The 25,722-nt window shown below is 48.8% G+C and carries 25 protein-coding genes and 1 pseudogene; 9 read left to right on the top strand and 17 right to left on the bottom strand.

Going from position 1 to position 25,722, the window contains the following annotated elements:
- Nucleotides 1–3: 3 nt before the first annotated feature.
- The 3 genes from AC3WQT_RS28625 to AC3WQT_RS28615 form a co-directional block, all read right to left on the bottom strand.
- Nucleotides 4–705 carry a DUF5343 domain-containing protein gene (locus AC3WQT_RS28625; protein ID WP_492709387.1) on the bottom strand — a complete coding sequence of 234 codons (702 nt, stop codon included), beginning with the start codon at nucleotides 703–705 and terminating at the stop codon, nucleotides 4–6.
- A 227-nt stretch (nucleotides 706–932) separates the two neighbouring features.
- Nucleotides 933–1,154 carry a hypothetical protein gene (locus AC3WQT_RS28620; protein WP_492709385.1) on the bottom strand — a complete coding sequence of 74 codons (222 nt, stop codon included), beginning with the start codon at nucleotides 1,152–1,154 and terminating at the stop codon, nucleotides 933–935.
- Nucleotides 1,155–1,661: 507 nt separating this feature from the next.
- Nucleotides 1,662–2,153 carry an Lrp/AsnC family transcriptional regulator gene (locus tag AC3WQT_RS28615; RefSeq protein ID WP_492709383.1) on the bottom strand — a complete coding sequence of 164 codons (492 nt, stop codon included), beginning with the start codon at nucleotides 2,151–2,153 and terminating at the stop codon, nucleotides 1,662–1,664.
- Between the two features lie 226 nt (nucleotides 2,154–2,379).
- On the opposite strand from AC3WQT_RS28615, the gene AC3WQT_RS28610 reads away from it, so the two are divergent.
- Both AC3WQT_RS28610 and AC3WQT_RS28605 read left to right on the top strand, forming a co-directional pair.
- Nucleotides 2,380–3,411: a histone deacetylase family protein gene (locus AC3WQT_RS28610; RefSeq protein ID WP_492709381.1), complete on the top strand. Its 1,032-nt coding sequence runs from the start codon at nucleotides 2,380–2,382 to the stop codon at nucleotides 3,409–3,411.
- Between the two features lie 436 nt (nucleotides 3,412–3,847).
- Nucleotides 3,848–5,569: a cation:proton antiporter gene (locus tag AC3WQT_RS28605; protein WP_492709379.1), complete on the top strand. Its 1,722-nt coding sequence runs from the start codon at nucleotides 3,848–3,850 to the stop codon at nucleotides 5,567–5,569.
- A 23-nt stretch (nucleotides 5,570–5,592) separates the two neighbouring features.
- Here AC3WQT_RS28605 and AC3WQT_RS28600 read toward each other — a convergent pair whose 3' ends face one another.
- The 8 genes from AC3WQT_RS28600 to AC3WQT_RS28565 all read right to left on the bottom strand — a co-directional run bounded on the left by AC3WQT_RS28600 (nucleotide 5,593) and on the right by AC3WQT_RS28565 (nucleotide 13,170).
- The gene (locus AC3WQT_RS28600; RefSeq protein WP_492709378.1) at nucleotides 5,593–6,030 is read right to left on the bottom strand and encodes a hypothetical protein; all 438 of its coding nucleotides are present in this window, start codon (nucleotides 6,028–6,030) and stop codon (nucleotides 5,593–5,595) included.
- 90 nt (nucleotides 6,031–6,120) lie between these two features.
- The gene (locus AC3WQT_RS28595; RefSeq protein ID WP_492709376.1) at nucleotides 6,121–7,221 is read right to left on the bottom strand and encodes an alpha/beta hydrolase family protein; all 1,101 of its coding nucleotides are present in this window, start codon (nucleotides 7,219–7,221) and stop codon (nucleotides 6,121–6,123) included.
- A 114-nt stretch (nucleotides 7,222–7,335) separates the two neighbouring features.
- Nucleotides 7,336–8,295 carry an AraC family transcriptional regulator gene (locus tag AC3WQT_RS28590; protein WP_492709374.1) on the bottom strand — a complete coding sequence of 320 codons (960 nt, stop codon included), beginning with the start codon at nucleotides 8,293–8,295 and terminating at the stop codon, nucleotides 7,336–7,338.
- Nucleotides 8,296–8,297: 2 nt separating this feature from the next.
- Nucleotides 8,298–8,777, bottom strand: a complete 480-nt coding sequence (locus AC3WQT_RS28585; RefSeq protein WP_492709372.1) for a GNAT family N-acetyltransferase — start codon at nucleotides 8,775–8,777, stop codon at nucleotides 8,298–8,300.
- 111 nt (nucleotides 8,778–8,888) lie between these two features.
- Nucleotides 8,889–9,185: a 4Fe-4S dicluster domain-containing protein gene (locus AC3WQT_RS28580; protein ID WP_492709422.1), complete on the bottom strand. Its 297-nt coding sequence runs from the start codon at nucleotides 9,183–9,185 to the stop codon at nucleotides 8,889–8,891.
- A gap of 1 nt (nucleotide 9,186) precedes the next feature.
- Complete coding sequence (locus AC3WQT_RS28575; RefSeq protein ID WP_492709370.1) at nucleotides 9,187–9,624, bottom strand: hypothetical protein; 438 nt, start codon at nucleotides 9,622–9,624, stop codon at nucleotides 9,187–9,189.
- A 14-nt stretch (nucleotides 9,625–9,638) separates the two neighbouring features.
- A complete protein-coding gene (locus AC3WQT_RS28570) occupies nucleotides 9,639–10,181 on the bottom strand; it encodes an RNA polymerase sigma factor (RefSeq protein ID WP_492709369.1) in 543 nt (180 codons plus the stop codon).
- 238 nt (nucleotides 10,182–10,419) lie between these two features.
- Entirely contained in the window at nucleotides 10,420–13,170 is a 2,751-nt protein-coding gene (locus tag AC3WQT_RS28565) for a PAS domain S-box protein (RefSeq protein ID WP_492709368.1), read from the bottom strand.
- Between the two features lie 346 nt (nucleotides 13,171–13,516).
- Here AC3WQT_RS28565 and AC3WQT_RS28560 point away from each other — a divergent pair, with 346 nt between their 5' ends.
- Nucleotides 13,517–14,167 carry a response regulator gene (locus AC3WQT_RS28560; protein ID WP_492709367.1) on the top strand — a complete coding sequence of 217 codons (651 nt, stop codon included), beginning with the start codon at nucleotides 13,517–13,519 and terminating at the stop codon, nucleotides 14,165–14,167.
- 141 nt (nucleotides 14,168–14,308) lie between these two features.
- Here AC3WQT_RS28560 and maiA read toward each other — a convergent pair whose 3' ends face one another.
- Nucleotides 14,309–14,965, bottom strand: a complete 657-nt coding sequence (gene maiA / locus AC3WQT_RS28555; RefSeq protein WP_492709365.1) for a maleylacetoacetate isomerase — start codon at nucleotides 14,963–14,965, stop codon at nucleotides 14,309–14,311.
- A gap of 8 nt (nucleotides 14,966–14,973) precedes the next feature.
- On the bottom strand, nucleotides 14,974–15,669 hold the full coding sequence (locus tag AC3WQT_RS28550) for a fumarylacetoacetate hydrolase family protein (RefSeq protein ID WP_492709363.1): 696 nt from the start codon (nucleotides 15,667–15,669) through the stop codon (nucleotides 14,974–14,976).
- A gap of 167 nt (nucleotides 15,670–15,836) precedes the next feature.
- Here AC3WQT_RS28550 and AC3WQT_RS28545 point away from each other — a divergent pair, with 167 nt between their 5' ends.
- Together AC3WQT_RS28545 and AC3WQT_RS28540 are read left to right on the top strand one after the other, a co-directional pair.
- Entirely contained in the window at nucleotides 15,837–17,144 is a 1,308-nt protein-coding gene (locus AC3WQT_RS28545; RefSeq protein ID WP_492709361.1) for a TRZ/ATZ family hydrolase, read from the top strand.
- A 35-nt stretch (nucleotides 17,145–17,179) separates the two neighbouring features.
- Entirely contained in the window at nucleotides 17,180–18,985 is a 1,806-nt protein-coding gene (locus AC3WQT_RS28540; protein ID WP_492709359.1) for a M14 family metallopeptidase, read from the top strand.
- 47 nt (nucleotides 18,986–19,032) lie between these two features.
- On the opposite strand, the gene AC3WQT_RS28535 is transcribed toward AC3WQT_RS28540, so the two are convergent.
- A complete protein-coding gene (locus AC3WQT_RS28535; protein WP_492709420.1) occupies nucleotides 19,033–20,271 on the bottom strand; it encodes a nucleoside recognition domain-containing protein in 1,239 nt (412 codons plus the stop codon).
- Nucleotides 20,272–20,483: 212 nt separating this feature from the next.
- Between AC3WQT_RS28535 and AC3WQT_RS28530 the strand changes: the two genes are divergently transcribed.
- Entirely contained in the window at nucleotides 20,484–20,942 is a 459-nt protein-coding gene (locus AC3WQT_RS28530; protein ID WP_492709357.1) for a hypothetical protein, read from the top strand.
- Nucleotides 20,943–20,995: 53 nt separating this feature from the next.
- On the opposite strand, the gene AC3WQT_RS28525 is transcribed toward AC3WQT_RS28530, so the two are convergent.
- Nucleotides 20,996–21,574, bottom strand: a complete 579-nt coding sequence (locus AC3WQT_RS28525; protein WP_492709418.1) for a DUF1345 domain-containing protein — start codon at nucleotides 21,572–21,574, stop codon at nucleotides 20,996–20,998.
- Between the two features lie 374 nt (nucleotides 21,575–21,948).
- Between AC3WQT_RS28525 and AC3WQT_RS28520 the strand changes: the two genes are divergently transcribed.
- Genes AC3WQT_RS28520 through AC3WQT_RS28510 form a run of 3 tightly spaced genes read left to right on the top strand, consistent with a single transcriptional unit; the run spans nucleotide 21,949 to nucleotide 24,143 of the window.
- Nucleotides 21,949–22,269 carry a hypothetical protein gene (locus AC3WQT_RS28520; RefSeq protein ID WP_492709355.1) on the top strand — a complete coding sequence of 107 codons (321 nt, stop codon included), beginning with the start codon at nucleotides 21,949–21,951 and terminating at the stop codon, nucleotides 22,267–22,269.
- Nucleotides 22,266–23,120 carry an HDOD domain-containing protein gene (locus AC3WQT_RS28515; RefSeq protein ID WP_492709353.1) on the top strand — a complete coding sequence of 285 codons (855 nt, stop codon included), beginning with the start codon at nucleotides 22,266–22,268 and terminating at the stop codon, nucleotides 23,118–23,120. The genes AC3WQT_RS28520 and AC3WQT_RS28515 overlap by 4 nt, the downstream gene beginning before the upstream one ends.
- Nucleotides 23,121–23,171: 51 nt before the next feature.
- Nucleotides 23,172–24,143 (top strand): diguanylate cyclase, encoded by a 972-nt coding sequence (locus tag AC3WQT_RS28510; RefSeq protein ID WP_492709352.1) that lies wholly within the window; start codon nucleotides 23,172–23,174, stop codon nucleotides 24,141–24,143.
- A gap of 75 nt (nucleotides 24,144–24,218) precedes the next feature.
- On the opposite strand, the gene AC3WQT_RS28505 is transcribed toward AC3WQT_RS28510, so the two are convergent.
- Nucleotides 24,219–25,472, bottom strand: a complete 1,254-nt coding sequence (locus AC3WQT_RS28505) for a tetratricopeptide repeat protein (protein ID WP_492709350.1) — start codon at nucleotides 25,470–25,472, stop codon at nucleotides 24,219–24,221.
- Between the two features lie 169 nt (nucleotides 25,473–25,641).
- Nucleotides 25,642–25,722 (bottom strand): annotated as a pseudogene (locus tag AC3WQT_RS28500) (biopolymer transporter ExbD); the annotation flags it as partial.

Below are 25,722 nucleotides of genomic sequence, written 5' to 3'. Positions count from 1 at the left end.
GGTTTATTTATTAAAGTCCTTTAAATGTCTTGCCATACTTTCGAAGATTTTATCAATTTGTTCTGCAGTTGATTCTGGCGAAATATGCAACTGAATATTAATGTGTAATTCTGGAGATTTATTTAAGACCGTTGCTGTAGAGGGAGCAGGAATTGCTATCTGACTTTGTTGCACAGGCGCTTCTATTTTTGCTGGCAAAGACGCTTTTGTTTTCGCCGTTTTTTTTTGCGATGCTGCGTTCGCAGATTTTGAATCTTTCTTTTGGGCGTCTACTGCAGTCTCATTTGGATCAGCAACTAAAAGTAGCATATAGAATCTGGCATACATTTTAGCTGCAGGTTCGCCACATCGTGCTGAGTGCATAAACCACTTTATGAGTTTGCCCATATCTGCACTACTATCTGAATACAGATCTCTCAATTCTGGGGGATAATTTTTTTCAATGAGCGTTGTGCAAACTTGCGCATACTTATGATCATCCCTCCATTCATATGCCAAATCGGTAGGTTTCCCATCATCATTAATAATACCGATTTTCCTGAAGGGGCTGATGAGATTGGATTTAGCCGATGCCTCCGACATGGACAATGCCGACGCTAAATAACTTGAAGTCACGGCAGAAGGAACAGTTTTTTTAAATAAATTACGCAATGCCCACCAACTACTTGTAGCGATTTTGGGATATGCAGTGTCAACATTGGGCATGAGTCGTTCTCCATTCGGAAATTTGTTCTAATGCATATGAAATGTTAGATGTATTGAGAATACTAAATGGGAGAATATCAGAAGACACTTAATTTCAAGTAAATTTTATAACGTTCTCTGCACCAAGCTAGAAGGCTAAATCCTTTATACAACAAACAGCTTAAATAAGCCCAATAAAATATATTTTTAACAACTCAATGAAGCTTCAATCAAAATATTTTTTGCACTTATCCGATGCACCCGGTTTCTTTAGCAATTTTCTGCCAAGTCAGTCCAAGAAAACTTTCCTCTTGCATGTAAACGGTGGGCTGTCCGTGAATGTTGTTTGCAACTGCGAATCCATGAAAGCCAACATATCCGCCAACTGAATTTTTAGAATTCACTTGCCCAAAGATTTGGTATGCTTCTTTGATTTTTTCCTCATCGTAAGTTGCTTTGACTATTTTCACATCTTTAATTTGATTTGTGCTGAGTCTGGGTCTTTTAACTTACCCTTCAGCACCGAAGACAAGTTATCAATAGCCGCTTTTTCTTCCTTTTCCTTAACTGCAGATTCAACCTTCTGAAGGTCCAATTTTTTTGTGCTTCTGATTTTCCGCATCCCGTAAGAAATGCAGTGGAAATAAAAAAGGCTCCTGCGAGAGAGCCATATATTTTATTCATTCTTTCTTCCTTATTTAAAATAACTTTATTTGCATTTCAACATTCATGTCTGTTGTTTTTAATATTTCCCTAGCCGATTTGAAGACGGCGATTGTCAGATCAAATTCTAGGAGCAGGATCAACTCTTTCATCCATACATTTTTAAGGTAATCATCGTACATGAGGCGTGCCCAAAAAAGTCGATGCAGATTTCCTTTAGCAATACGACCTGCAATGAGAGCGTATTGGCATTAGATGAATCACCAAAAACTCATGTAAGAAACCTAAAGTATTTGAACAGCCCCAACTCATATTTAATCTGTCCCATTTATTGGAAGCCGACTCGAAGATTTTATTTCGCGCATTGCCAGGCTTGAGTGGATCATGCTGATCCCAGGGATGACGCGCAGGACATTTTCTACAAAATCGCTGTAAGCATCCAGGTTCTCTGCCACTACTTGTAGCAGATAATCCGCCTCGCCCGTGACCTTATGGCAGGACAAGACTTGTGGGTGTGTCAGGATTACTTCTTCGAAATGCTTGATCGATAAATCAGTGACGATCACAAAGCTCACTTGGACAAAAGCCAGGACATCGAGGCCCAGTTTGCGGCGATCCAGATTGGCCTGGTAGCTGGTGATAAAACCTTCCTGTTCCAGCCGCTTCAGCCTGCGCCAGCAGGGTGTCACGCTTAGTGAAACATGTTCAGCCAGTTTGGGATTGGACAAGGTACCGTCTTGCTGCAAAAGACTCAGGATGGTTCGGTCTGTATCGTCCAGGTCCAGATACTGTTTTTTCCCGTTCATTTCTAATGACTCCTCAATTTCTACTACTTAAATCATACTTCCCGCTCACGTGGCCGACAAAGCTAATTTGCTTAAACAGGGATAAATTGAGTCTATTATTTCTTTATACTATTCACTTTTAGTCTGTTATTCTAATTATGCGTCATTCCACATGCTAATAAAGCACAGCAATTCCATCTGCTGAGCGCGATAATAATTACTACTTTCAACGCTCAGGCAAACCAAAATGCTCACTATTTATAGCGATAAACACCGATTGCACCATGGCACCGAACTGAAAGATGGGGTTTTAAAGCCTTGTGTGGAAATGCCTGACCGTGCCGACACTGTGCTGGCACGCGTGCGTAGTGTTGGTCTGGGTGAGATCATGGCGCCGCACGACTATGCATCGTCCTCATATAGCACAGTGCACAGCGAGCGCTATGTCAGCTTTCTTGAAAATGCGTGGTCCAGATGGGTAGCCGCTGGGCGCTCGCACGATGCTTTGCCGCTGATCTGGCCAGTGCGCGATTTGCGCAGCGATATCGAGCCTGATCACATAGACGGCAAACTGGGTTTTTATGCGATGGATGCTGGCGTGCCTATCACTGCGGGCACATGGGAAGCGGTGCGCACCAGCGCCAATCTCGCCTTGACGGGAATGGAGGCGATCGCCGTTGGTGCGTCCAGCGCTTTTGCCTTGTGTCGTCCTCCTGGACACCACGCTGCAACGGAATATATGGGTGGCTATTGTTATCTGAATAATGCCGCCATCGCTGCACAGGGATTTATCGCCAAAGGCGCTAAACGGGTCGCTGTGCTTGATGTGGATTACCACCACGGCAATGGTACTCAAAGTATCTTTTATGACCGTGACGACGTACTGTTTATTTCGCTGCATGGTGATCCGAAAAATTCTTACCCTTATTTTCTGGGGCATCGTGACGAACAGGGCCGGGGCGCTGGCATGGGCTTTAATCACAACTATCCGCTACCGCACGGCACCGCCTGGAGCACCTATAGTATTGCGCTGGCTGATGCCTGCAGCAAGCTCGCTGCCTATGCGCCAGATGCAATCGTGGTCTCGCTCGGTGTCGATACTTTCAAAGACGACCCGATCAGCCAGTTCAAGCTGGAAAACCACGACTACCTGCGCATGGGTGAAGCCATTGCTAGCATCGGCAAGCCCACTTTGTTTGTGATGGAAGGTGGCTATATGGTGGATGACATCGGCGTCAATGTGGTCAACGTATTGCTGGGGTTTGAAGGGCATCGCTGATTCCTTAGCCACCCAAACATAGTACGAAGCCTTTATGACTCAGCTACAATCCCACTAGCACCTGACCGGAAAATTTACTTATGTTCTGACTATCGCGAATGGTCAATTTGAGTATACGTGCCGAGGATGACCCTGTGAATGCAAGCAGCAAATAAGTTAATGCATGATCTGGTTCAAGCCCGCTGCTGGCTATTTTTCAGGCCCTAGCTGCTGACACATATTCTTGACCATCAGCAATATTAGCTCTAGTATTTCCCACTGCACCAACAAAGCCAAGTATGCTCTACTTCAAATAGCTTGAAGTGTTTGATACCAGGCTACCTGAAATACAGCAATACCCGCCGCAAGCCACACACAAATGGTGGCGTCCGAATACTCAAATCACTTCAACTACTATCACATGCTATGAAGCGGGTGATTTAATTCAAGGAGCCGAATGGACCACAGCATTTCTTTAATCACCACTGTCGCTGCCGCTTTTGCGGGGGCACTTGTTCTTGGTTTTATTGCTGAGAAGATCAAGGTGCCTGCCCTGGTCGGCTATTTGCTCGCGGGTATCGTGATTGGCCCTACCACGCCTGGCTTTGTGGCGGATGTGCATATTGCGTCGCAGCTGTCAGAGATAGGTGTGATGTTGCTGATGTTTGGGGTAGGCTTGCATTTCTCGCCTGCGGATCTGCTGGCAGTGCGACGAATTGCTATTCCTGGTGCGGTATTGCAGATGGGCATCACCACGGCTGTGGGCATGGCGATTGCGTCATGGTGGACCTGGAGTGTGGGTGGTTCATTGATTTTTGGTTTGTCGCTGGCCTGCGCCAGCACGGTGGTGCTGTTGAAGTCACTGGAAGCACGTAATCTGCTTAACACCATGAATGGCCGCATTGCAGTTGGCTGGCTGGTGGTGCAGGATTTGGTGACTGTGCTGGTACTGGTTTTGCTGCCACCACTGGCGGGTGTGTTGGGGAGTACGACTGCGGTGGTCGAGAATGCTGCGCCGCTATGGATCACGATAGGTAAAACACTGCTGCAGGTATCCGCATTTATTGCATTGATGCTAGTAGTTGGTCGTCGTGCTTTGCCGTGGTTGTTGTGGCAGGTGGCGCGTACGGGTTCGCGTGAATTATTCACGCTGTCGGTGGTGGCATCTGCGATTGGTATTGCTTATGGTGCCTCTGTTGTATTTAGCGTGTCATTTGCACTGGGTGCCTTCTTTGCTGGTACGGTGATGCGTGAATCAGAGTTTAGTCATCGCGCAGCGGAAGAATCATTGCCTTTGCGAGATGCGTTTTCAGTTTTGTTTTTTGTGTCTGTGGGCATGGTATTTGACCCTGCGATTTTAATGGCTCAACCATTGCGTGTACTTTGCGTAGTGGCGATCGTCATACTGGGTAATTTCTTTACTTCGTCAGCGCTGGTGATCTTGTTGCGCTACCCGCTCAATACGGCGCTGGCGATAGGTGCAAGCCTGGGGCAGATTGGTGAATTCTCCATCATTCTGGCTGGCTTGGGTTTATCGCTGGGCTTGCTGCCGCAAGAGGGCATGAGTTTGATACTGGCGGGTGTGCTGATTTCGATAGGATTAAATTCTTTCCTGTTCACACTGATAGGCCCACTCAGGAAATGGGCTTTGTCGCACTCTGATCTGGCACGGGAACTCGATCAAAGGCAAGACCCTTACGCAGAACTACCCATGACTACCGAGCGTAAATATCTCGAAGGCCAGGTGGTTTTGGTGGGTTATGGCAGGGTTGGTCGTCGTATTGCCTTGGCCATGGATGAACGCGGCATCCCGTACGTGGTGGCAGAACAAAATCGTGAAATAGTTGAAGACTTGCGCAAGAAAGGTATTGCTGCCGTCTCTGGCAATGCCGCTGACCCAGCAGTGCTGATACAAGCGCACATCACCAATGCCGCGATGCTGGTGGTGGCTACACCGGATACGCTGCATGTGCGGCAGATGGCAAAAACTGCCCGCACCCTGAACCCGGGCATAGAAGTTCTGTTGCGCACGCATAGTGAAGATGAATCAATCATGCTGCGCAAAGAAGAAATAGGCGACGTATTCTATGGCGAAGAAGAATTGGCCAAGGGCATGGCCCTGCACATATCAAATCGTTTTAAACCTGGCGATGCCGATCAAACAATTGCGCACGCATAAATAGCTGAGTGATGAGCTATAGACTACGCATGAACAATGCTATGCCCTGCCCAATTAAACTGGTCTTGCTTGTCCGCAGGCACGACCAGGGCACGCACCTCTTGCATGAGTTGCACGAGCCTGGCTCGTTTGCGAGGCGTCTTTAAAGTAGCGGGCAGGCGGCTCAACCAGTGCCCATTGGGCCCGACTGGTGCATTGCGCAATGCAGATAGTTGCCTGGACGTAGGCAGGGGTTTGGTCGACAGCACGGAAATGAAATGATCCAGTTGCGCAGGTGAACTGAAGACCAGATCAAATTGCTCAAACTCGACGTGCAGGATGAGATAGCCACGGTGCGGTATGCAAGGCGGCGCGGCTGGCTGCCAGCTATCTGGCTGGTTTGCTACGGGTATGTGTACCCAATAAGCCAGAGGTGCACTATACCAGTGTGCCGCAAAGCTGAAATGGAATGCAGGGGTCATATGGTGAAATTCATTTCAACAGATTGTACGATGCCTGGCCTTTTGAAACCAGCTTGGCCAAGTATCTGCGATGAGCCCAGGTTCAAGAAATTAACGCAACTTATCCTCAAAAAATTTCCAGGCATCTGCAGCCACTTGCTGATGCACGGCTGCACGGTCTAACCCTGCGGGATCTACACAAACCTGGCGTGCAGCCATTTTACCGAGCATAGTGCACTCAGACAAAAAAGCATAGTGAGTTACCGCAGGTAGCGTCAGCAGACTGCTGCCAGCAATATTTGCTGCATAGACCTGGGCGTTAAATTCGGGAATAGCCTGGTCATCAGCAGCCCCAACCACAATCCTTACAGGTACTTTAATGGCTGCCATACTATCTTTTGTCACGACCCTGCCCATGACAGGTGCCACGGCATAGGCAGCCTTGATCCTGCTGTCGCTATAGGATGCACCAGAAACGGCAATCTCAGCCTTGACGCGTTGGTTTTCTTTAAGCAGTGTCTGTAAATCCTCCTGGCTGAATTTGGCTTCTGGTGGCAGTGTGCAATTTGGGTTACTTGCAAATTTGCCGCAAAACTCTTCCCATTGCGCATAACTGATCCGGCCTCCGACGCTAGCCAATGCGGTATAACCACCAATCGAAAAACCTGCCACGGCAATGCGCTGGGTATCAATACCTGGGCCAATAGCGGGGTCTGCCAGCAACTTGTCTATGAGCACCGACACATCATGCGGCCTGTCCCACCAGACGACAAAGCCTTCCAGCCGGGTATTGTCTTCATAGCCGGTGTTGCCGTGGTGATTGACGGCGGCGACTATATAACCATGCGCGGCCAGGCTCTCGGCAAACCAGGCGATGGAAGCTGCCGAGCCGCCAGTACCATGCGAGAGCAGGATCAACGGTAATTTTTTAGGCGCATTCAGCATGGGTGCATCGATCGAATTGCTGCCTGCCTTGAAGATGGCAACGTCCCAGTTTTTTTCTACCGTACCTGCCTGGGCCGGATACCAGATTGCAGTTGCCAGTGGGCGTGCTTTGTTGCCAGTCCAGGCCAGGCGGCTGACATCTTCATATTGCACCAGCTTCAGGCCTACAGGATAGGGTTTGTGCCCGGCCCCGGTGGCCATGACAGAGAGGCTGCTTGCAGCAAGTAAAATCAAGGATGTTATGCTGTAGGGAAGAAGTGACATCATATACGTGAACTCCAAAAAATGGATGCAGAAATGCAGCGGCAACAATGTGCCGTTGAGCATACAAAGAATTGTCGCGACCTGACTCAGGTCATAAGGCTGCCTCAGAGAGGCATGTCAAAGGGGAATAACCGGAATGCAGATATCACAGTCAAAGATACCGGTTTCCGGGTCAAAACAGGCATCGGGTGAATAATATTCAAAGCAGGGTCTGGCGTCGATCTGATAGCCACTGGCGGGTAACCAGTCACGCAGGATGGCAGCCCAGGTTTCACCGATTTCAGTGCTTCTGCCTTCAAAGTGCAGTGAGGCATATTCTCCACCGGGTATGCTGGTCAGCAAGGCATTTCCGGGTACGGGGGCATTTTCTGGCAGCTCAACTGCTGCGTCATAACGGCAAAGTGCCGGATCAGTAATGCTGGGGTCATCATGGCTGATGCCATAGTGCGCCCGTGTGAACAGATTATGTGTTGCCATCCACGGTGACACAACCTCTGCCCAGAACCGGCCTACCTCTGCACCGTAAGGCCCTATGTGGCGCAGGTAAGCGATGTTAACTGGTTCTCTGTGTATTAATTTGACGTCCATGCTGGCCACCTGTTTTAAACTGGAAGAGACTCCATTATGAAAGGACGCATAAGACTGGACCTGATCATTATTGCTTACCGCTTGATTATTCTTGCTATTTGCGCGCTGCAAGTCAATTTGATATTGACGCCACGCGGCTGGCGTATAAGCAAAACGATCTTTAAAGGCACGAGTAAATGCTTCGGCTGAACCAAAGCCTACCGACAAGGCAATCTCCAGCACTGGTGTACCAGCTTGTGCAAACAGGCGAAATGCCGCGACTTCCAGGCGTCGGCGACGCACGTAATCACCCAGACGCTCCCCCATCCAGGCGGCAAACAATCGATGAAAGTGATAGGGTGAAAAATACGCAACCCCGGCCAGCACCTCGAGATCAAGTGGCTGATCGAGATGGCGGTCTATATGTTCCAGCACCCTGTGCATGCGCGCCTGGTAATGTGACTGATGCTGGGATGCCTGTGCATTTTTCCCCGACGGAAGCTGGCTCAAGTTTATACTCCCGCCCCGACTTCCCATTCCATATATTTGGCCGATGGTTCAAAACCTTCAGAAGCATATAAAGCCTGGCCATCTTCAGTGGCGTGCAGCCAGATTGTTGCAAAGCCCTGTTCACGGGCGTACTGCATGGCCTGCTGCAAAATCTTTCTGGCCAGGCCTTGCTTGCGATACTCAGCCATGGTGTACATATTGAGCAGATAAGCATCCTTGCCTGCCGCGTTACCCGGATAAGGTGGGCGGATGAAGATGGCGAGTGAGCCGCAGGCGACGAGATGCCCATCTGCCTCGGCTACCCAGGTTTTGCAAGCCCCGCTTTGCAAAGCATCGCTGAAGTAGGTGCGCGTTGACTGCAGCAGATCCTCATCAACACCTTTGCCATTATTGAAATCAACCAGTTTGTCAAACAGACGCATGCGCAGTTGCAAGACTCCGTCAAGATCATCAGGCCCTGCTTCACGAATTACGATAGTCATCAATACTGCTCCCTAATAATGCGGAGTTATGGGATGCAGGCTTTTACCATGCCTGCTCAAATGACTATTTTAAAACATCTGTGTGGGCCTCACTTAAGTATGTACCTACCACTAGGTTGAACGCCGCAAAGTGATTGCCTTTTCAGGGCAAGCCGTCACGCATAAACCGCAGGCGCGGCAGGCATCGGCATTTGGTGTATAAGCTACCTTCATGCCATGCACCTTTTGCTTGAGTTGTGCCAGAAAACCCAGCTGTTTATAGTCTTCGCTGGCAATGCGGCGAATTTCAAAAACGTTTTCCGGACAAACTGGCACGCAATCAGCCTTGCCTTCACATTTGCTGAAATTGACAATGGGGATGATTACGCCGGGCTCCTGTTTGCAGGCAGCTTCATTCACCGCCCGCATTTCAGACTTGCTCCGGCTTGTTGTCGTGTGCATTTTCTGGTCTATGGTATTCGTTGTGGTCTTGCTTATTGTCTTGCTTGTGGTCTTGCTTGTGGTCTTGCTTATTCCTGCAAGCCTGAGCATAGGCTTCATCCCTGTGCCTTCTGCGGCCAAACATGCCATGCTGGAATTTCTCCCTTTCTTCAGGTGTCAGTTTTTCCCAGCGACGATGCCAGTGGTGTTCGCCATGTTTATGCCAGCCACCATGTCCACGCATGCCGCCAAACAGGATTTTACTGAGCACCAGCAAACCCAGTGCCTGTAAAAAATCTATGCTGCGTGCACCTGCAAACAAAGCTGGCATGAGCCAGTTCCACAGCATCATGACTACCCAGCTCAGGGCGCTGATACCAGCCACCACCACAACCATGATTTTCAATACTCTAAATCTCATTAACATATCAAACTCCTGTCTTAATTAAATTCTTCCAATACGTCTTGCAAGCGCATGCGCAGGTGCAAGACAGCGTAGCGCTTGCGCGCCAGCAAAGTGTTTATGCCCAAACCAGTAGCGGCGGACATTTCTTTAAAACTCAGGCCTTCGATTTCATGGCCTATGAAGGCATCGCGCTGCTCTTCCGGCAATTCATCCAGTGCTTCATATAACTCTGCCAGCATGACATTGCGTGCATAGGCGGCTTCTGGCCCCTCATCGCCGGACGGCAAAACTTGATCCAGCCATGCTTCGTCTTCACTGCCCTCCTCCAGATCAGGCAGGGCAACTTCCTTTTTCTTGCGGAAGCGGTCAATGATACGGTTACGCGCCACTCTGAACAGCCATGCGCCAACCTGCTCTATAGGTTCAGGCAGACGATAGGCTTCGACCAGTTCATAGAACACATCTTGCAAGATGTCCTCAGCCTCGCTGGCATCTGCGACGCGCTTGCGTATGAAACTACCCAGCCGCCCGCGTTCGCGCCTGACCGTTTCAGTGATGTCATTGTTCTGATCAGCCATCAGCTCAGGTGGGTTATGTGTCGTCTCCATACCTGTGTAGACGCACAATAATGGCGAATATTGCAGATACCGGAAAAATAATTGGCAGACGTTACCATATCAGTTCGTCAAATAAAGAACCAATATTGCCATAAAATCATCTTTTATCAGGCTTAACTTATAGAAAAGACATTCAAGCTGACAATTTGGTGCATGCTATTGGAAACTGAAGTAATGGCCAAACCAGGCGGCAATCTGGTCACAGCACCTTTTTTGCGTTCTCAGCACTCAATTGCGGGGCAACCAGAGGGATGATCAAAATGAAACGCGTCCCTTCATTTGGCTTGCTCTCCAGTTGTATTTCACCACCCAACACACCGGTCACCAGGTTATAGGCGATATTCATACCCAGGCCTGATCCGCCCTGCCCCAATTTGGTCGTAAAAAAGGGATCAAATACGCGTTTTTGTATTTGCTCTGTCATGCCTATGCCATTGTCGGCAAAAATGATTTTCACCTGTTGACCGGGCAGCAGTTGGGTAGTTAGGTGCATATTGCCGGTGTCACGATGTTCAAATGCATGCGTCAGCGCATTGGTCATGAAATTGGTGATAATTTGCCCAAGAGGTCCAGGGTAACTGTCCATGACAATACCTGATTCCAGCATGGTCGCCAGGTGGTAAGGCGTGTTCTTATACATGGGCGCCAAAGTGACGATGAGTTCATCCAGTGCCACCTGCAAATCAAATTGCCGCCTTTGGCTGCTGGACTGATCGACAGCAACTTGCTTGAAGCTGCGTATCAGTTCACGCGCCATGCCCAGTGTACGCATGAGCAAGGCGGTTCCCGTCGTCGCATTGTCCAGATATTGATCAAGTACTGAACGCCTTAGCCGCCCTTCACTGATATCGCGCACCAGGTCTCTGGTCTTGTCCTGCAATGTACTGGCAACGGTCACGCTATTGCCTATGGGGGTATTCAGCTCATGTGCCACGCCTGCCACCAGCGAACCCAGGGCAGCCATTTTTTCTGAACGCACCAATTCATCCTGAGTGTGTCGCAATGACTCCATTGCAGCAGCAAGCTCGGCATTGGCCTGCTGCAAATTAAGCGTACGCAATCTCACACGTTCTTCAAGCTGCGTCGTCATTTCACGAATTTCCTGCTCTATCTGCACCTGCCTGGTCACGTTAAGCAAAGAGAAAATACACATGGACTTGCCATGCATCTTGATCAACCTGGCCGACAACAGGAAAATCATCTCCTGCCTTGCCTGATCCTTGATGTGGACTTCGAGCTGATCTACTTTCTTGTCGCGTCCCAGGTCTTCATTAAATTTTGACCGTACTTCAGCTTGCTGGATAAAGCCCATTTCCAAAGTAGTGCGGCCCACGATGTCCTGCCTTTGGTAGCCTAACTCCTTGAGCCAGACATCATTGACTTCGACTATACAATCGGTTTGCACATCCACCAAACCCAGGGGAATCGGCGATAACTGAAAGAGCGTAGAATATTTTTGCTCATTCTCGCGCAGCAGAGATTCGACCTGGAGGCGTGCAGCCTCTGCGCTCAGCTCCTGATCGATATTGCGCGATGAGAGTAGCAGATAAGTCTCATTCCCGGCCTCAAATTTCGAGCCTGACACACGGCAATTGCTGATGAAACCCTGCTTGTGGCGAAATGCGATCTGCATATTCCTGACTTCGCCATGCAAGCGTATTTGATTGATCAGTTCATCTCTTTGCCCCGGTTGGTCCCACAGATGTATTTCATTCGACGTATGCCCAAGAACTTCTTCGCGGGTGTAACCAGACATGGGTTCCCAGTTGCGGTTGACATCGACATATTCACCTGTCGCCATCCGGGTGATCGTCAGAGTATCGGGCACCAGTTGAAATACAGTCGATAGCAATTTCTCTCGCTCCTGCAATTCGCGCTCTGCCTGCTCCTGCAATTGTTCCACCTTGCGCAGGGCTGAAATATCTTGCAAGGCGTAGGCAATATAAGGTTCACCGCCAACATCAAAACGCGTACCCGAGATCAGCACATGATAAGGATGCCCCAGTTTATGTCGGTACATGCCTTCAAAATTGTTGATTTCGCCGTCACGCCTTAAAGCGGCCAGCATCTCAGCTCGGCGGCTGACATCCATCCATAGATTTAATTCTAGTGAATAGCGTCCTAAAGTTTCATCTCTGGAGTACCCAGTGATTGTTTCCCAATGACGATTCACGTCCAGGTAACGACCATCTTTTTCGCGGCAGATAGCCAGCACATCAGGCACCATCTGGAAAACTTTTTCAAACAGGGTCTCTCGGTCTTTGGAAAGACGCTCTATGTTTTTGCGCTCCTCCATCTCTTGCTTCAAATTGTCATTGATGCGTTCGACATCGTCTTGCTGACGCAATAAGGCAGCCACCAAAAAAAGCATGCCGATAGCCAGATCCAGCAAGGCGGCTGCTTCCAGTCCAAGCGCTGCATACTCAGGGTGCTGATGCAAAATTGATGAGACAATCAGGTACAGGCCTTTGATGAAAATCAGTACGCCCAGCAGAATAAAACCAAATATATGTTTTTCGCTGCGTGCGCGCCAAAAAGTCATGGCGGCTGCCAGCATGACCAGGCCAGAGGCCAGGTAAACCGGCAGCATGCGCCAAAGAGGAATAACTGCTGTCAGGAAGGCCATCAGTAACCACAGAACGGCAACTGCAAAGCTCAGCATGACAGGCATGACGAAAACCGTGACGCCGTGGAAAATGCGCGTTCCCGCCCACAAGTAACAGATATAGCCAGACAAAAATACATCAGCAACCAGATTGAAAACCGGCATCTGCGCATTGCCCAGGAAATAGCACAACTGCTGCACGACCAGGCATGCATAGGCCAGAGCCCAACATCTGGTTGCCCTGGCATGCACATGTAAATGCTGGACATAAAACAGTATCAGCATGGTCAGAAATGAAGTGACCAGTGACGTTAAGATGGCTACGGGGAGATAAATGGAAGGCATAAGTAGACTATCCAGACAGCCTTTGCAAAAACACTTCGAACCCCATAGCCATTCTCGATTCAGGTGTGCTGCTTTTTGACGATTTGAATAATGAATTAAATCTATACAATCAAGCTGAATTTGCCTGATGTTGCGCTATATTTGACTCTGATATCAGCGAATTTAATTTTATGAATTAAATAGTAGCACTGAAAATCAGCACAGTTGGCGACGAATATCAATTTATGTTACAGGCTAGTGTTGTAATAATCATTATTTAACATTTTCCATTTCTTTGGTCTTGATTATGCAGTCTGCTTCACATAAGATTGAATTGGAACTTATTCAAGCAACAGGGAGCAAACTGATGAAGAATCAACACAGTAGAACACCCGGCTTGTTACAAAATGATCTTTTTCTGGCACAAATGAATTGTGACATTTTGGCAAAGAATGAAAGATCGCCGGCTCTTGGCATGTATTCATATCTGGGTAGTGATTTAGTCTCTGATGGCGTACTGGGTGCGAACCAGGATGATGATGTCATTGATTTTATTGAAGAAGACGAAGAGTCTTTACAACCCAAACTGGAACTTCATCCCTGGAAAATCCTGATCGCAGACGATGACAGCAATGTGCATGACACGACATTACTGGCATTAAGTGGCGTAAAAATTCATGGCAAACCATTAGAATTCATACATGCCTATTCTGCCAAAGAAGCATATGGCATTATCAGCGCTAATCCTGATATCGCTTTGGTATTGCTGGACGTGGTGATGGAAACTGTCGATGCAGGTTTAAAATTGGTCAATATCATACGCAATGAAATGTCATTGCCCAATCTGCGGATTGTATTGAGGACAGGGCAGCCAGGTTATGCCCCGGAACAACAAGTCAGTGAAGCCTTTGCCATCGATGGTTACACGACCAAATCGAAATTGACACGCTCACTGCTGATTTCAGTACTCAACGATACGCTGGCAAACAGCCACGATAATCCAGAAATACCCAATTAGAGTTTTATCAATTTTGCTTATTAAGATTGCTCATCAAAACAGCTTAAGCGGCGGAAATGACTAGGGCCAGTTTTCTGGCCCTTTTTATTTTAAAAAGTAAATTCAAGCTATGGAGCTGCCCGTGGAAATGAGCTGACTCTGTTATTCTGCATCTGGCTGATTTGCTGGAGCTGCCTTGATAAATGCAGGGTGTTCATTGCAAGCCTGGTGTATACGCATGATTGTAGGCATGCTGCTCAAATCGCAGTTAAAGCGCTGGGCATTAGCAATCTGCGGTATCAGGAAGCAGTCTGCAAATCCCGGCACGTCACCAAAACAAAAACGGCCGGTACGCTTATCGGCAGCCAGTTTTTGCTCCAGCACAGCCAGACCCGTTTCACACCAATGCCGGTACCAGGCATTTTTTTGCTCATCACTGACTTGCAGGGTACCTGACAGGTATTTGAGCACTCGCAAATTATTGACCGGATGAATTTCACAGGCAATGGACAGAGCCAAAGACCTTACGTAAGCACGGTCCAGAGGTTTGGACGGCAGCATGGCAATGTCTGGATAAACTTCATCAAGGTATTCAATGATTGCCATTGACTGTGTCAGCGTGGCAGTTTCACCATCCAGCTCATCCTGCAAGGCAGGTACAAGTCCATCTGGATTCAGTGCCTTGTAAGCAGGTGCTAATTGCTCTCCACCGTTTTTGACCAGATGAATGGCAACCTGCTCATAATCGAGCCCTTTGAGATTCAGAGCGATCCTGACGCGGTAGGAGGCCGAACTACGAAAATAACCGTATAGTTTCATGACTGTGCTTACACCAATTTGATTTTCAAATCACTCAAACCCGTGATCGAGGCTTCCAGCAAATCACCACGCTGCACCGCGGCTACGCCTTCTGGCGTTCCAGTAAAAATCAGGTCACCAGGTTGCAGGGTGTAGAGTTCAGATAAACAGGCGATGATTTCAGCCAGGTTCCAGATCAATTTACCAGTATCGCTATTTTGCCGGGCCTGTCCGTTCACATCCAGGTGTATGCTGGCTTGCTCTATGCCTTGCACCGTATCTGCCCTGTGGATCTGTCCTATCGGTGCCGAAAAATCAAAGCCTTTGGAAGTACACCAGGGTCTGCCCTGATCTTTGGCCTCAGCCTGCAAATCACGGCGCGTCATGTCCAGCCCGACCGCATATCCCCAGATGTGGCTAAGTGCATCTTCGGTGCGGATACTCTTGCCACCCTTGCCTATTGCTACCACCAGCTCGACTTCATGATGCAAATTGACTGTCATCGGTGGATAGGGCATTTCACCAACCGTACCCTGCTTTACGGGTAGGACAGCATCAGCTGGCTTCATGAAGAAAAATGGTGGCTCACGGCCTGTCCAACCCATTTCTTTTGCATGCTCTACATAATTACGCCCTACGCAGTAAATCCTGTGTACGGGGAAATAGGCAGTACCACCAGCTATGGGTACGGCTGCTTGCTGTATTGGGGGGAATAGGTAATCCATATCTGCTCCTGATTTCTGATGCCAGACCCTATTATGGCATTTTCAATTAAGGTCTGTCACATGGCTCACTCATTTGCACTTACTTCGCACTTATGTGATCAGGCTCATCAAAATCAAGATTTAATGACACTGGTTATAATGCATGATCAATTGTGGAGCCAAATAAAATGAAAACCTGCTTACACCCAAAATACCTGATCCCTATAGAGCCACGTGCCACTGTCCTTCATGGACATGCATTGGTCATGCAAGGCGAAAAAATCCTGGACATACTCAGCAGTACCGACGCTCGCCTGCAGCACCCTGATGCGCAGCATGTAGAACTGCCGGAGCATGCGGTCATGCCCGGCATGGTCAATCTGCACGGGCATTCTGCCATGACACTTTTGCGTGGACTGGCAGATGATCTGAGCCTGATGGACTGGTTGCACAATCATATCTGGCCAGCCGAGAAAAAACATGTATCAGAAGAATTCGTCTTCGATGGCAGCGTGTATGCCATGGGAGAAATGCTGCGCGGTGGCACAACCACCATCAATGACATGTATTTCTACAATGACGATGTAGCGCGCGCAGGCCTGCATACCGGCATGCGCACTGTGGTCGGTTGCAGTGTGCTGGAATTCCCTACTGGCTATGCGGCGGACGCCGACGGCTATCTGGAAAAAGCACTGGCATCGCATCAGGCATTCAAGGGGCAAAGCGGGGTGTCTTTCCGCCTCGCCCCGCATGCGCCTTATACAGTGTCAGACGCAACTTTCAAAAAAATAGTCGCGCTGGCGGACAAGCATGACATGGGCATACACTGCCACATCCATGAAACCATGGATGAGGTCAATGACAGTATCAGGGATCATGGCATACGCCCTTTGCAGCGCCTGCATAATCTGGGACTGCTGTCACCACGCCTGATTGCCGCCCACATGGTGCATGCGAATGAAGATGAAATCAAACTGCTGGCACAGCAAGGCGTACATATCGCTCATAATCCGGCCAGCAATTTGAAACTGGCTTCCGGCTTTGCACCTGTCCATGCAATGCAAACTGCCGGTGTCAATGTGGGTATAGGCACGGATGGAGCTGCCAGCAATAACAAGCTGGATTTACTCGGTGATCTTCGCATGGCAGCATTGCTGGCGAAAGCAGTATCCAGTAACCCGACTGCATTAAACGCTGGCAATGCGCTGGAAATGGCGACACTGGCCGGTGCCAAAGCATTGGGCATAGACCAACAAATTGGTAGCCTGGTAGCAGGCAAACTCGCTGACGTGATTGCGATTGACCTGTCTGCCATTGAAACCCTGCCGCTGTTTGATCCTGCCTCACAAATTGTCTATGCCGCCGGACGCGAACAGGTCAGCCATGTCTGGGTTAACGGACGCTGTCTGATGGCTGATCGCAAACTGCAGACTGTAGATGAAGACCAGCTCAAGGACAAGGCAAGATGGTGGCAACATAAAGTTGCCACAGCTTAGGTTTTCAATTTCAACATATAAATATTGATCTCCATATGAAACCAGCATATTCAATTTTTAAACTGAGCATTATCAGCGGCTTGATTGCAGGCTCTGGCCTGCCTCTGGCAGTGGCTCAGGCGGCGACGCCTTTGACAACGATCGCCGAACAAAGCGGCTTCAAAAAAACCGGGCGTTATGAAGAAGTGGAAAAGCTGTGTCAGGTTTTCCAGAAAACCTACCCCAAAGAAGTGCGCTGTCTGGAATTTGGCAGGACACCAGAAAATCGCCCCATGCTGGCTCTGCTGATCACGCGCAGTGGTGCATTCACACCCGCCCAGGTGGCAAAGAAAGCTTTACCGGTAACGCTGATACAGGGTGGCATACATGCTGGTGAGATAGACGGTAAGGATGCCGGTTTTCTGGCGCTGCGCAAGATTTTGGACAACAAGACAGGCAACAAGACGGCAGAGCATCTGCTGGACAAGCAAGTCTTATTATTTGTCCCGGTCTTCAATATAGACGGACATGAACGCTTTGGTGCATGGAACCGGCCAAATCAGCGTGGCCCGGAAGAAATGGGCTGGCGTACTACGGCGCAAAACTTCAATCTGAACCGGGATTATGTGAAAGCAGATGCGCCTGAAATGCAGGCCATGCTAAAGCTGATTAATACCTGGGATCCGCTGGCAGTGATTGATTTGCATGTGACCGACGGTGCCAAATTTGAACATGATATTTCAATACAGGTAGAGCCAGTTAATTCCGGCGATATGGCATTACGTGAGGCTGGCAAAGCCTTGCGTGACAATGTTATCGCAGACCTGACCAGGCAGGGCTCTCTGCCCCAGTCATTTTATATGTCATTCGTGCGTGAAGATGACCCCATGTCTGGCTTTATCGACAGTGTTCCTCCGCCACGTTTTTCCAGTGGTTACCCAGTATTGCGCAATCGCTTTGGCATGCTGGTAGAAACCCATTCATGGAAAGACTACGCTACCCGTGTACGCATCACCCGCAACACTGTAGTTTCAGTGCTGGAGCAAGTTGCAGCTAATGGAGCGCAATGGTTGACAGCTACCAGGGCAGCAGACCAGCGTGCCGTGCAATTGGCAGGCCAGAGTTTGTCTGTCACTTACAAGACCACGGAAAAGGCCAGGGACATAGATTTCCGTGGTTATGCCTATACGCGCACCATGTCCGATATTTCTGGGGCCTTGATGACGCGCTATGATGAAAGCAAGCCACAAATCTGGAAAGTAAAACTGCGCGATGAGATTGTGCCAGATGCACAAATCACCTTACCCAAGGGGGGCTACATCGTCCCTGTCGCTTATAGCAAAGCTGTCGCAGAAAAACTGCAACAGCACGGTATAGAATTCCGCACGATCAATACCGATTTGAATGTCATTTCTGCTGATCAGTTCGCTACCAGCAAGGCCAGCTTGCAGCCACAGTCATTTGAAGGACGGCAAACCATGAAGCTGCAAGGTTTATGGAGAAACCAGACACAAAGCGTGCGCAAAGGTGCTTTATTCATTCCCATTGCGCAGGCAAAAGCACGTCTCGTTGCAGGCCTGTTTGAGCCGCAAGCACCGGATGCGCTGGTCAACTGGGGCTGGTTCAATGGTGCGTTTGAACGCAAAGAATATATGGAAGCCTATGTGGCCGAAGATGTAGCTCGCGAACAACTCGCGAGCGATACGCAATTGAAAGCAGCGTTCGACAAGCGAATTGCAGAAGATCCTGAATTTGCCAAGAGCGCCACTGCCCGCCTGGAGTTCTTTGCACAGCGCCATTCGTCATGGGACAAGCGCTATCAGGTTTATCCTGTGCTGCGACTGGATTTTGTGCCCCAATAAAACAGCGTGGTCTGCCACATGCAAGCTCAGTTGCATGTGGCGAAATTTTAATGAAAGAACAGGTAAGCGACAAAAATCGCTGCGACCACGCCGGCAAAGTCAGCCAGCAAGCCCATGGAAATCGCATACCGGGTTTTGCGTATGCCCACCGAACCGAAATACAGGGCGACGATATAAAAGGTAGTATCAGCCGAACCCTGGAAGATGCAGGCGAGGCGGCCAACAAAAGAATCCACGCCATACGTCTTCATGGCATCCACCATCATTGCCCGTGAGCCTGAGCCGCTAAGCGGCTTCATCAAGGCTGTCGGCAAGGCTGAAGTAAAGTCAGTATTCAAACCCATTTGCGTAAACAACCAGGTAAAACCAGAAACAACAAAACCCAACACGCCAGAATTGCGCAAAACACCAATTGCGACGAGCATGCCAACCAGGTAAGGAATAATCGTCAGCGAAGTCTGAATGCCGCCTTTGGCACCTTCAATGAAGGCTTCATACACATTCACTTTCTTGCGCATCGCCCCCAGCATAAAGCTGATGATAATGCTGAACAGCAAGAGATTGGCACTGACTTTGGAAAATACTTCAATATCGGTACGACTCATGTGCTGACTCATATACCAGACCAGGGCAACGATAAAACTCGTCAGACCACCCAGCCAGGCAATCACCACGCGGTCAAATAAATTAATGCGCTGCCGGATGGCAACAGCAATCAGGCCAACCACGGTAGCCACGTAAGTAGCAATCATGCAGGGTATAAAAATGTCAGAGGGATCTTTCGCCCCCAGCACTGCACGCTGTGCCATGATAGCCAGAGGGATCAGTGTAAGGCCCGAAGTATGCAGCACCAGGAACATGATTTGCGCATCACTGGCTTCGTCCTTGCTGGGGTTCAGGCTTTGCAGGCTCTCCATGGCCTTCAGACCAAAGGGAGTGGCTGCATTATCCAGTCCCAGTAGATTCGCTGAAAAATTCATGACCATGTGGCCATTGGCAGGATGATTTTTCGGCACACCAGGAAATATCCTGGCAAAAAAGGGCGCGATTATTTTAGCGATAAAATCAATTGCCCCGGCTTTTTCACCTATATTCATGATACCCAGCCAGAGAGTCATGACACCGGCCAGTGGCAAGGCAATATCCATGACGCCTATGCGTGCAGATTCAAAAGTCCCATCCATGATGCGCTTGAATACTTCCACATCACCCAGTATCAGCCATTGCGCCAGGGCCGCAATAAAGCCGATCAGAAAAAAACCTGTCCAGATGTAGGTAAGCAGCATAGTGTTCAATATGGGATAAGTGTGCAGGCTTTTTATCATGAAAAGCTTGCGCTGTAGTATGAAAATTTCACTGCGCGCCATAAGCGCCTGGTATGGATGCACTCCATGGCTGTAACATCTGCTTGCAGTTTTACATGGCTATATACAAATTCCTGTCAGCCTCATTGTTCTTGGCAGCGTTATATGAACATCCAAACGAAGGAAGATATGCCATGAAAACCAGTCAACTCATCAAAGGCCTGTTATCGACCCTGCTGATTTGTGCTGCAAGCGCAAATACAGTGTTTGCCCATGATGCATATGTCAGGGATCATCGCTGGCACCCGGTGCCACCAGTACATCAGGTAGTGCGCAGCTACAATTACGTCTATTACCCGTCGCATCAGGTGTACTACGCGCCAGCGCAAGGTAACTGGTACTGGACGAATGGCGGCGTCTGGCAAAGCGGTAGTCGCCTGCCCTACGGTGTCAACCTGAATGTCAATCTTGGTGGCGTCCCCATCGTTTTAAGCTCTCCCAGACCTTATGTAGAACACGTTTATGTAGAGCAAAACTATGGTCGTCCATGGCGTGACCGTCATGGCTGGCACCACGACAGGCATTACGGACGTGAATGGCGTGAATGGCGCGAAGAAAGACGTGAACGCCACCATGATCACCACTGGCGCTAGGGTATATTAAGAGTGAGGGCAGTTGCGACTACGACGGCTGCTCCTTACTTTGCCTAGTTCCCCACCAGGCCAGCAGCAATATTGACGGAAAAACCGACGACTGCCACGTTAAAGAAAAAACTAAGCACGGATTGCGCAAGCACAGTCTTGCGTGTCTGCTGGTTCATCACCATCACATCTGAAGTTTGTGCTGCAACGGCAATGGTGAAAGAAAAATACAAAAAGTCCCAGAAATCAGGCATGTCCTCATCTTCAGGAAAGTGCAAGGCTGGCTTGTCTTGCGGTGCACTATAAAACAGCAAGGCGTAGTGAAAACAAAAAATTACGCCCAGCAGCAACCATGAGCCCAGCACCGTGCTGATGGCAAACAAGTATTTGATGACTCTGGCTTCACTACTGGCACCTGCCATGCCAGACAACTCATGGATGATGGCCAGCAAACTGATGGCTGCTGCCAGGGACAGCAACACCAGTACCGCCACTGCACTTTCATCTTCTTGCTGAGCCATCTTGCGTACCGCATGTTTATCTGCGCACATCATTAGCCAGGCCATCAGGAAAAGATATGTCCACACAGCGACATTCCAGCCACAAAGCGCACGGGTAATCCAGGAAACCGACCCAGGTAGCAAAATCGCCGCCAGGCTGCCGAAGCCCAAAGTGAGCAAAAGACGTGGGCGACGTTGGATGATTTGTTTAATGATGGATCCTGTTTGAGAATAAAGATGAGTATTGATATACGTTCTAATATGACGATATCACATAGTTAATTGAAGTAAATTACAGAATCAAACTAGACTCTGCGACAGGTGTAGTATATTCAATATCAATTGATATTTTGTCATATTCATCACCAAGCATATCTGATTTGTGCGTCTTAATAAAAATCAACTTTCCTTTAGGTAATTTTTAATTACACTGAGGCTATAGATAAGGCACATCTCACCCTATTGATGAAATGAGTTCTGATTATTGACCAGCACGCTGATTCTGCGAGGCCAGCACCATGAACAGACATTACCACTACTTGCCACTTTCCAAGGTCACTCCGGGAACAGTGTTGGCCGATGATTTGCTTGATAAGGTTGGCCATGTATTACTGCCAGCCGGTACCACCTTGACTGAGCGCATGCTACTAGCGATTGCCCAACATGACATACATCAGTTGTCGGTTGAAGGTGAAACTGGCACTGAACAAGAACAAATTGAGGATCTTGCAACAAAATTAAGCCGGATGGAGAAAATTTTCCGCCACGTAGCTGATGCTGAACCTGCGAGCACCTTGAAATCCTATGTCATTCATTACCGTCAGGGTGAAGCAAAATGACTGATACCAACGAATTCAAAGTGCAGTTGGAAGACATGGTTAAAAGAATCAAGGACCTGCCTACCTTGCCAGAAGTCGCCATGGAAATGCTGCAGAATCTTGACGATGAGGAAAGCAGTCTGGATATGGTGACTGAAAAAATCGCCCTGGATCATTCCGTCACCGCGAAACTGTTAAGGCTCGCCAACTCCTCCTACTACGGCAATAATTCCAAGGTAGTCACCTTGCAGCAGGCAACTGCCATGTTGGGCGTCAAGAATGTGAAAAACCTCATACGCATGACGGCCTTGTCGAACAAATTCCCAACAGCGAGTTGTCCTGCATTTGATTTCAAGGCATTCTGGCGTCACAGCGTCGCAACGGCAATCTGTGCCGAGCTGATTTCACGTGCACTGCACATGAAGCATGATTTTGCATTCACTGCGGGTTTATTGCATGACATAGGCAAGCTGGTGCTGGTTACTGCTTATCCAGCAAATTATGATCAGGTTTTGCGCCATCAAAAGAATGCCGACTGTCTTTTAATTGAGGCTGAACGCAGCATCCTGCACATTGACCATGTAGACGCTGGTGTGGCGCTGGCAACGCACTGGAATTTTTCTGAAGCTGTCTGTGACGCCATACGCGGACATCATCATCCTGAGCAAGAAAATCTGAACGTCCTTGCCTCAGTCGTACATGTAGCAAATGCAATTGTGCACGCACTTGACCTCGCACATGATGAAAACAATATGCTGCCCTTGCTGTCGCAAGCGGCTTGGGATACGCTAGGGCTTGGTGAAGCTGACTACCTGAGCATTTTCCGTGAAACTGAAATGCGTTTCGATGCCATGGATCAGATCGTACTTTGACATTCTTAATTTTGCCTCATGTATCTGGATAAAACGATTTTGGAACGACTCATGCTTTTCAGGGAAACGGATTATCGTATCGAAGATATCCATCTTTTCCGCGATATTACTGAGGACAATAGAAAACTCATTGCCGATATCATCAAGGATTGCCTGGTAGTCAAGGCATACACAGGACAGATTGTTCTGGATGCCAATAGTTCGGGTGCGAAACTGTACATCGTCTTGAAAGGTGCTCTGGGTGTCAGCCGCCTGACCGAAGAAAGCAATCAGCTGGAAAATACCATCACGCAGTATCTGCCCGGTGAGTGCGTGGGAGAAATCTCGGTTCTTGATGAAGAAATTCATTCTGCGACCATCTCCGCCATCAGCGAAAGCGAATTATTGTTGATAGAAGCAGAAACCTTGTGGCGTCTGATCGACGAATCAAATGGCGTAGCCCGCAACCTCTTGCAGCTTTTATCCTTCCGCATACGCGCTGCTAATGCAAAAATCCGTAGCCGCCAAAAAGTAGGTGAATTTTATCGCCAGCTATCAATGGTAGATGGTCTGACAGGCTTGCATAACCGCGCCTGGCTGAACGCACAACTACCTGGCATGGTTCAGCATGCCCATGCTACCGGCGCAGCCCTGAGCATCATTATGGTAGATCTGGACCACTTCAAGCGCTTTAATGACGAACATGGTCATTTGCTGGGAGACGACGCCTTGCAGACTGCCGCAAAAGTATTAAATGCAGGTTTGCGTCCCAGCGACTTTGCAGCGCGCTATGGCGGTGAAGAGATGATGGTCATACTGCCTGGGGCCAATCATAAATCTGCTATGGGGGTAGCGCAAAGGCTGTGCAGCAGGCTGGGCAAAACCAAGGTATTTGTTGACCGCCAAAAACCTCTCCCCCATATTACGGGCTCATTTGGAGTCGCCACTTTAGTGACAGGCCAGGATAGCAATGAGCTCATCAGCTGCGCAGACCTCGCCTTGTATCGCGCCAAAGATAACGGGCGCAATCAAGTCGCAAGTTAAATCAGGCAAGACAGACAAAACAAAGGCACCATATGTGTAGTATGGCGCCTTTGTTGTTTACATCAAATTACTTCTTTACTTGCCAGACTGATTTGCGTAAATGACCCAGTAACGTGCCAGATCAGCTGAGCCATCTGTGCCGCGCACTGTTTTCAAGGTCTTGATCGCATTGGCTTTCTTGCCTGCCTGCAGTTGAGCAATACCAAGGTGCAATTTGGCATCATCTTCTTGCTTGAGGCCACCTTTGGCGATGCCCTCTTCTATCATGGTGATGCCTTTGTCGAAGTTGCCAGCAGTCACATAACCATAGCCGATATTGACCAGACCGTTACCATCCTTGGCAGCCTTGGCTTCCGCCTCACTTGCAGCCAGACCTTTGGTAGTTTCAGCTTGGGTTTTATTTGCCATGTCGCGCAAGCGCTTGTGACGGTCAGCATCTTTACCCTCGCCTAATGCGCCAGCCTTGTAGCCAGCGTCAATGATCTTGGTTGCTTCAGCCGGATAGCCAGCCTGAATCGCAAACAAAGACATGTCCATGTAATCAGCACTCTTGGTGATTTGACCCAAGGCCAGCTTCAAGCGCATCAAGTCCAGTTTCAAACGATCAGAATAACCTGGTTTTCTTTCGATGTTATTCAACAGATTAACCCAGTATTCTTTCTTACCGTGGTAAGCCACCATCTTTTCCAGAGCACTGGAGTAAGTAGCCAGATCCTTGCGCTTCAGAGCGTCATTGGACTGATATTCGAGATTGGTCAGGCTTGGTGTACGACCAGCTTTTTCATCGGCGGCCAATTCTGCATTGATTTCCTTCATTGCCTTTGCACTGTCACCACTCTGCAACATGGCTTGTGTGAGGTAAGGGCGCAGCGAAGGATCTGTACCACCGTCAGCATAGTAGCGGTTATACCATTGTGCAGCTTTGCCGTAGTTACCTGCCTTGAAATAGGCATTCGCCAGGACCTGTATCATTTGCAACTGCTCTTTACCACCCAGTTTATTCGCAGAAACAATGGTTTCAGCTGAACGGATCACAGTATCATTGTCGCCAGCGGCAGAAGCGATGGACAAGCGCATGCGCTCAATGGTGAAGTTTTCATTGACTGTCTTGCCGCCAACACTGTCGGCTTCATGAATCTTTGACAGCGCCTCTCTGAATTTCTTCGCTTTGTACAACTCACCAGCAGCTTGTACGATGCGGCCAATCTCAGGGCGCATGGACTCTTGGGCATAAGCTTGATTTGCTGCAATATTTGTTAATTCCGGAGCGGCTGCAAAGCCAATAGCTGCAAACAATACAGCAATACGAGACAAGCGAAGTTGCTTCATATGTTGATCTCTCAATCAATAAATTTAATAAACTTTGGGATTGCAGCTTAGAAATACGCAAAGCCCAACCCGCGAATATGAAAAATGGCAGGGGTAACCCTGCCAATTTTCTATCATACCTTAATAACTCAGCATTGATACGCCGAAAACGTCATGAAATGCGTATTTATCATTTCAAGAACTGCTCATTCCCGACCATACCGATCTTGGTGACACCAAGACGCTGTGCCGCCGCCATGACCGCAGCCAC

Source organism: Undibacterium sp. FW305-107, from assembly GCF_058788535.1.
Note: the sequence above shows the minus strand (reverse complement) of the source record. Positions and strands in the feature narration are given on the sequence as shown.

What these genes read in the sequence shown, in the direction of transcription:
- AC3WQT_RS28625 (WP_492709387.1), bottom strand. Translation starts at nt 705, where the DNA reads ATGCCCAATGTTGACACTGCATATCCCAAAATCGCTACAAGTAGTTGG.
- AC3WQT_RS28615 (WP_492709383.1), bottom strand. Translation starts at nt 2,153, where the DNA reads ATGAACGGGAAAAAACAGTATCTGGACCTGGACGATACAGACCGAACC.
- AC3WQT_RS28610 (WP_492709381.1), top strand. Translation starts at nt 2,380, where the DNA reads ATGCTCACTATTTATAGCGATAAACACCGATTGCACCATGGCACCGAA.
- AC3WQT_RS28605 (WP_492709379.1), top strand. Translation starts at nt 3,848, where the DNA reads ATGGACCACAGCATTTCTTTAATCACCACTGTCGCTGCCGCTTTTGCG.
- AC3WQT_RS28600 (WP_492709378.1), bottom strand. Translation starts at nt 6,030, where the DNA reads ATGACCCCTGCATTCCATTTCAGCTTTGCGGCACACTGGTATAGTGCA.
- AC3WQT_RS28595 (WP_492709376.1), bottom strand. Translation starts at nt 7,221, where the DNA reads ATGATGTCACTTCTTCCCTACAGCATAACATCCTTGATTTTACTTGCT.
- AC3WQT_RS28585 (WP_492709372.1), bottom strand. Translation starts at nt 8,777, where the DNA reads ATGACTATCGTAATTCGTGAAGCAGGGCCTGATGATCTTGACGGAGTC.
- AC3WQT_RS28580 (WP_492709422.1), bottom strand. Translation starts at nt 9,185, where the DNA reads ATGCGGGCGGTGAATGAAGCTGCCTGCAAACAGGAGCCCGGCGTAATC.
- AC3WQT_RS28575 (WP_492709370.1), bottom strand. Translation starts at nt 9,624, where the DNA reads ATGTTAATGAGATTTAGAGTATTGAAAATCATGGTTGTGGTGGTGGCT.
- AC3WQT_RS28570 (WP_492709369.1), bottom strand. Translation starts at nt 10,181, where the DNA reads ATGGCTGATCAGAACAATGACATCACTGAAACGGTCAGGCGCGAACGC.
- AC3WQT_RS28565 (WP_492709368.1), bottom strand. Translation starts at nt 13,170, where the DNA reads ATGCCTTCCATTTATCTCCCCGTAGCCATCTTAACGTCACTGGTCACT.
- AC3WQT_RS28560 (WP_492709367.1), top strand. Translation starts at nt 13,517, where the DNA reads ATGAAGAATCAACACAGTAGAACACCCGGCTTGTTACAAAATGATCTT.
- maiA (WP_492709365.1), bottom strand. Translation starts at nt 14,965, where the DNA reads ATGAAACTATACGGTTATTTTCGTAGTTCGGCCTCCTACCGCGTCAGG.
- AC3WQT_RS28550 (WP_492709363.1), bottom strand. Translation starts at nt 15,669, where the DNA reads ATGGATTACCTATTCCCCCCAATACAGCAAGCAGCCGTACCCATAGCT.
- AC3WQT_RS28545 (WP_492709361.1), top strand. Translation starts at nt 15,837, where the DNA reads ATGAAAACCTGCTTACACCCAAAATACCTGATCCCTATAGAGCCACGT.
- AC3WQT_RS28540 (WP_492709359.1), top strand. Translation starts at nt 17,180, where the DNA reads ATGAAACCAGCATATTCAATTTTTAAACTGAGCATTATCAGCGGCTTG.
- AC3WQT_RS28535 (WP_492709420.1), bottom strand. Translation starts at nt 20,271, where the DNA reads ATGCTGCTTACCTACATCTGGACAGGTTTTTTTCTGATCGGCTTTATT.
- AC3WQT_RS28530 (WP_492709357.1), top strand. Translation starts at nt 20,484, where the DNA reads ATGAAAACCAGTCAACTCATCAAAGGCCTGTTATCGACCCTGCTGATT.
- AC3WQT_RS28520 (WP_492709355.1), top strand. Translation starts at nt 21,949, where the DNA reads ATGAACAGACATTACCACTACTTGCCACTTTCCAAGGTCACTCCGGGA.
- AC3WQT_RS28515 (WP_492709353.1), top strand. Translation starts at nt 22,266, where the DNA reads ATGACTGATACCAACGAATTCAAAGTGCAGTTGGAAGACATGGTTAAA.
- AC3WQT_RS28510 (WP_492709352.1), top strand. Translation starts at nt 23,172, where the DNA reads ATGCTTTTCAGGGAAACGGATTATCGTATCGAAGATATCCATCTTTTC.
- AC3WQT_RS28505 (WP_492709350.1), bottom strand. Translation starts at nt 25,472, where the DNA reads ATGAAGCAACTTCGCTTGTCTCGTATTGCTGTATTGTTTGCAGCTATT.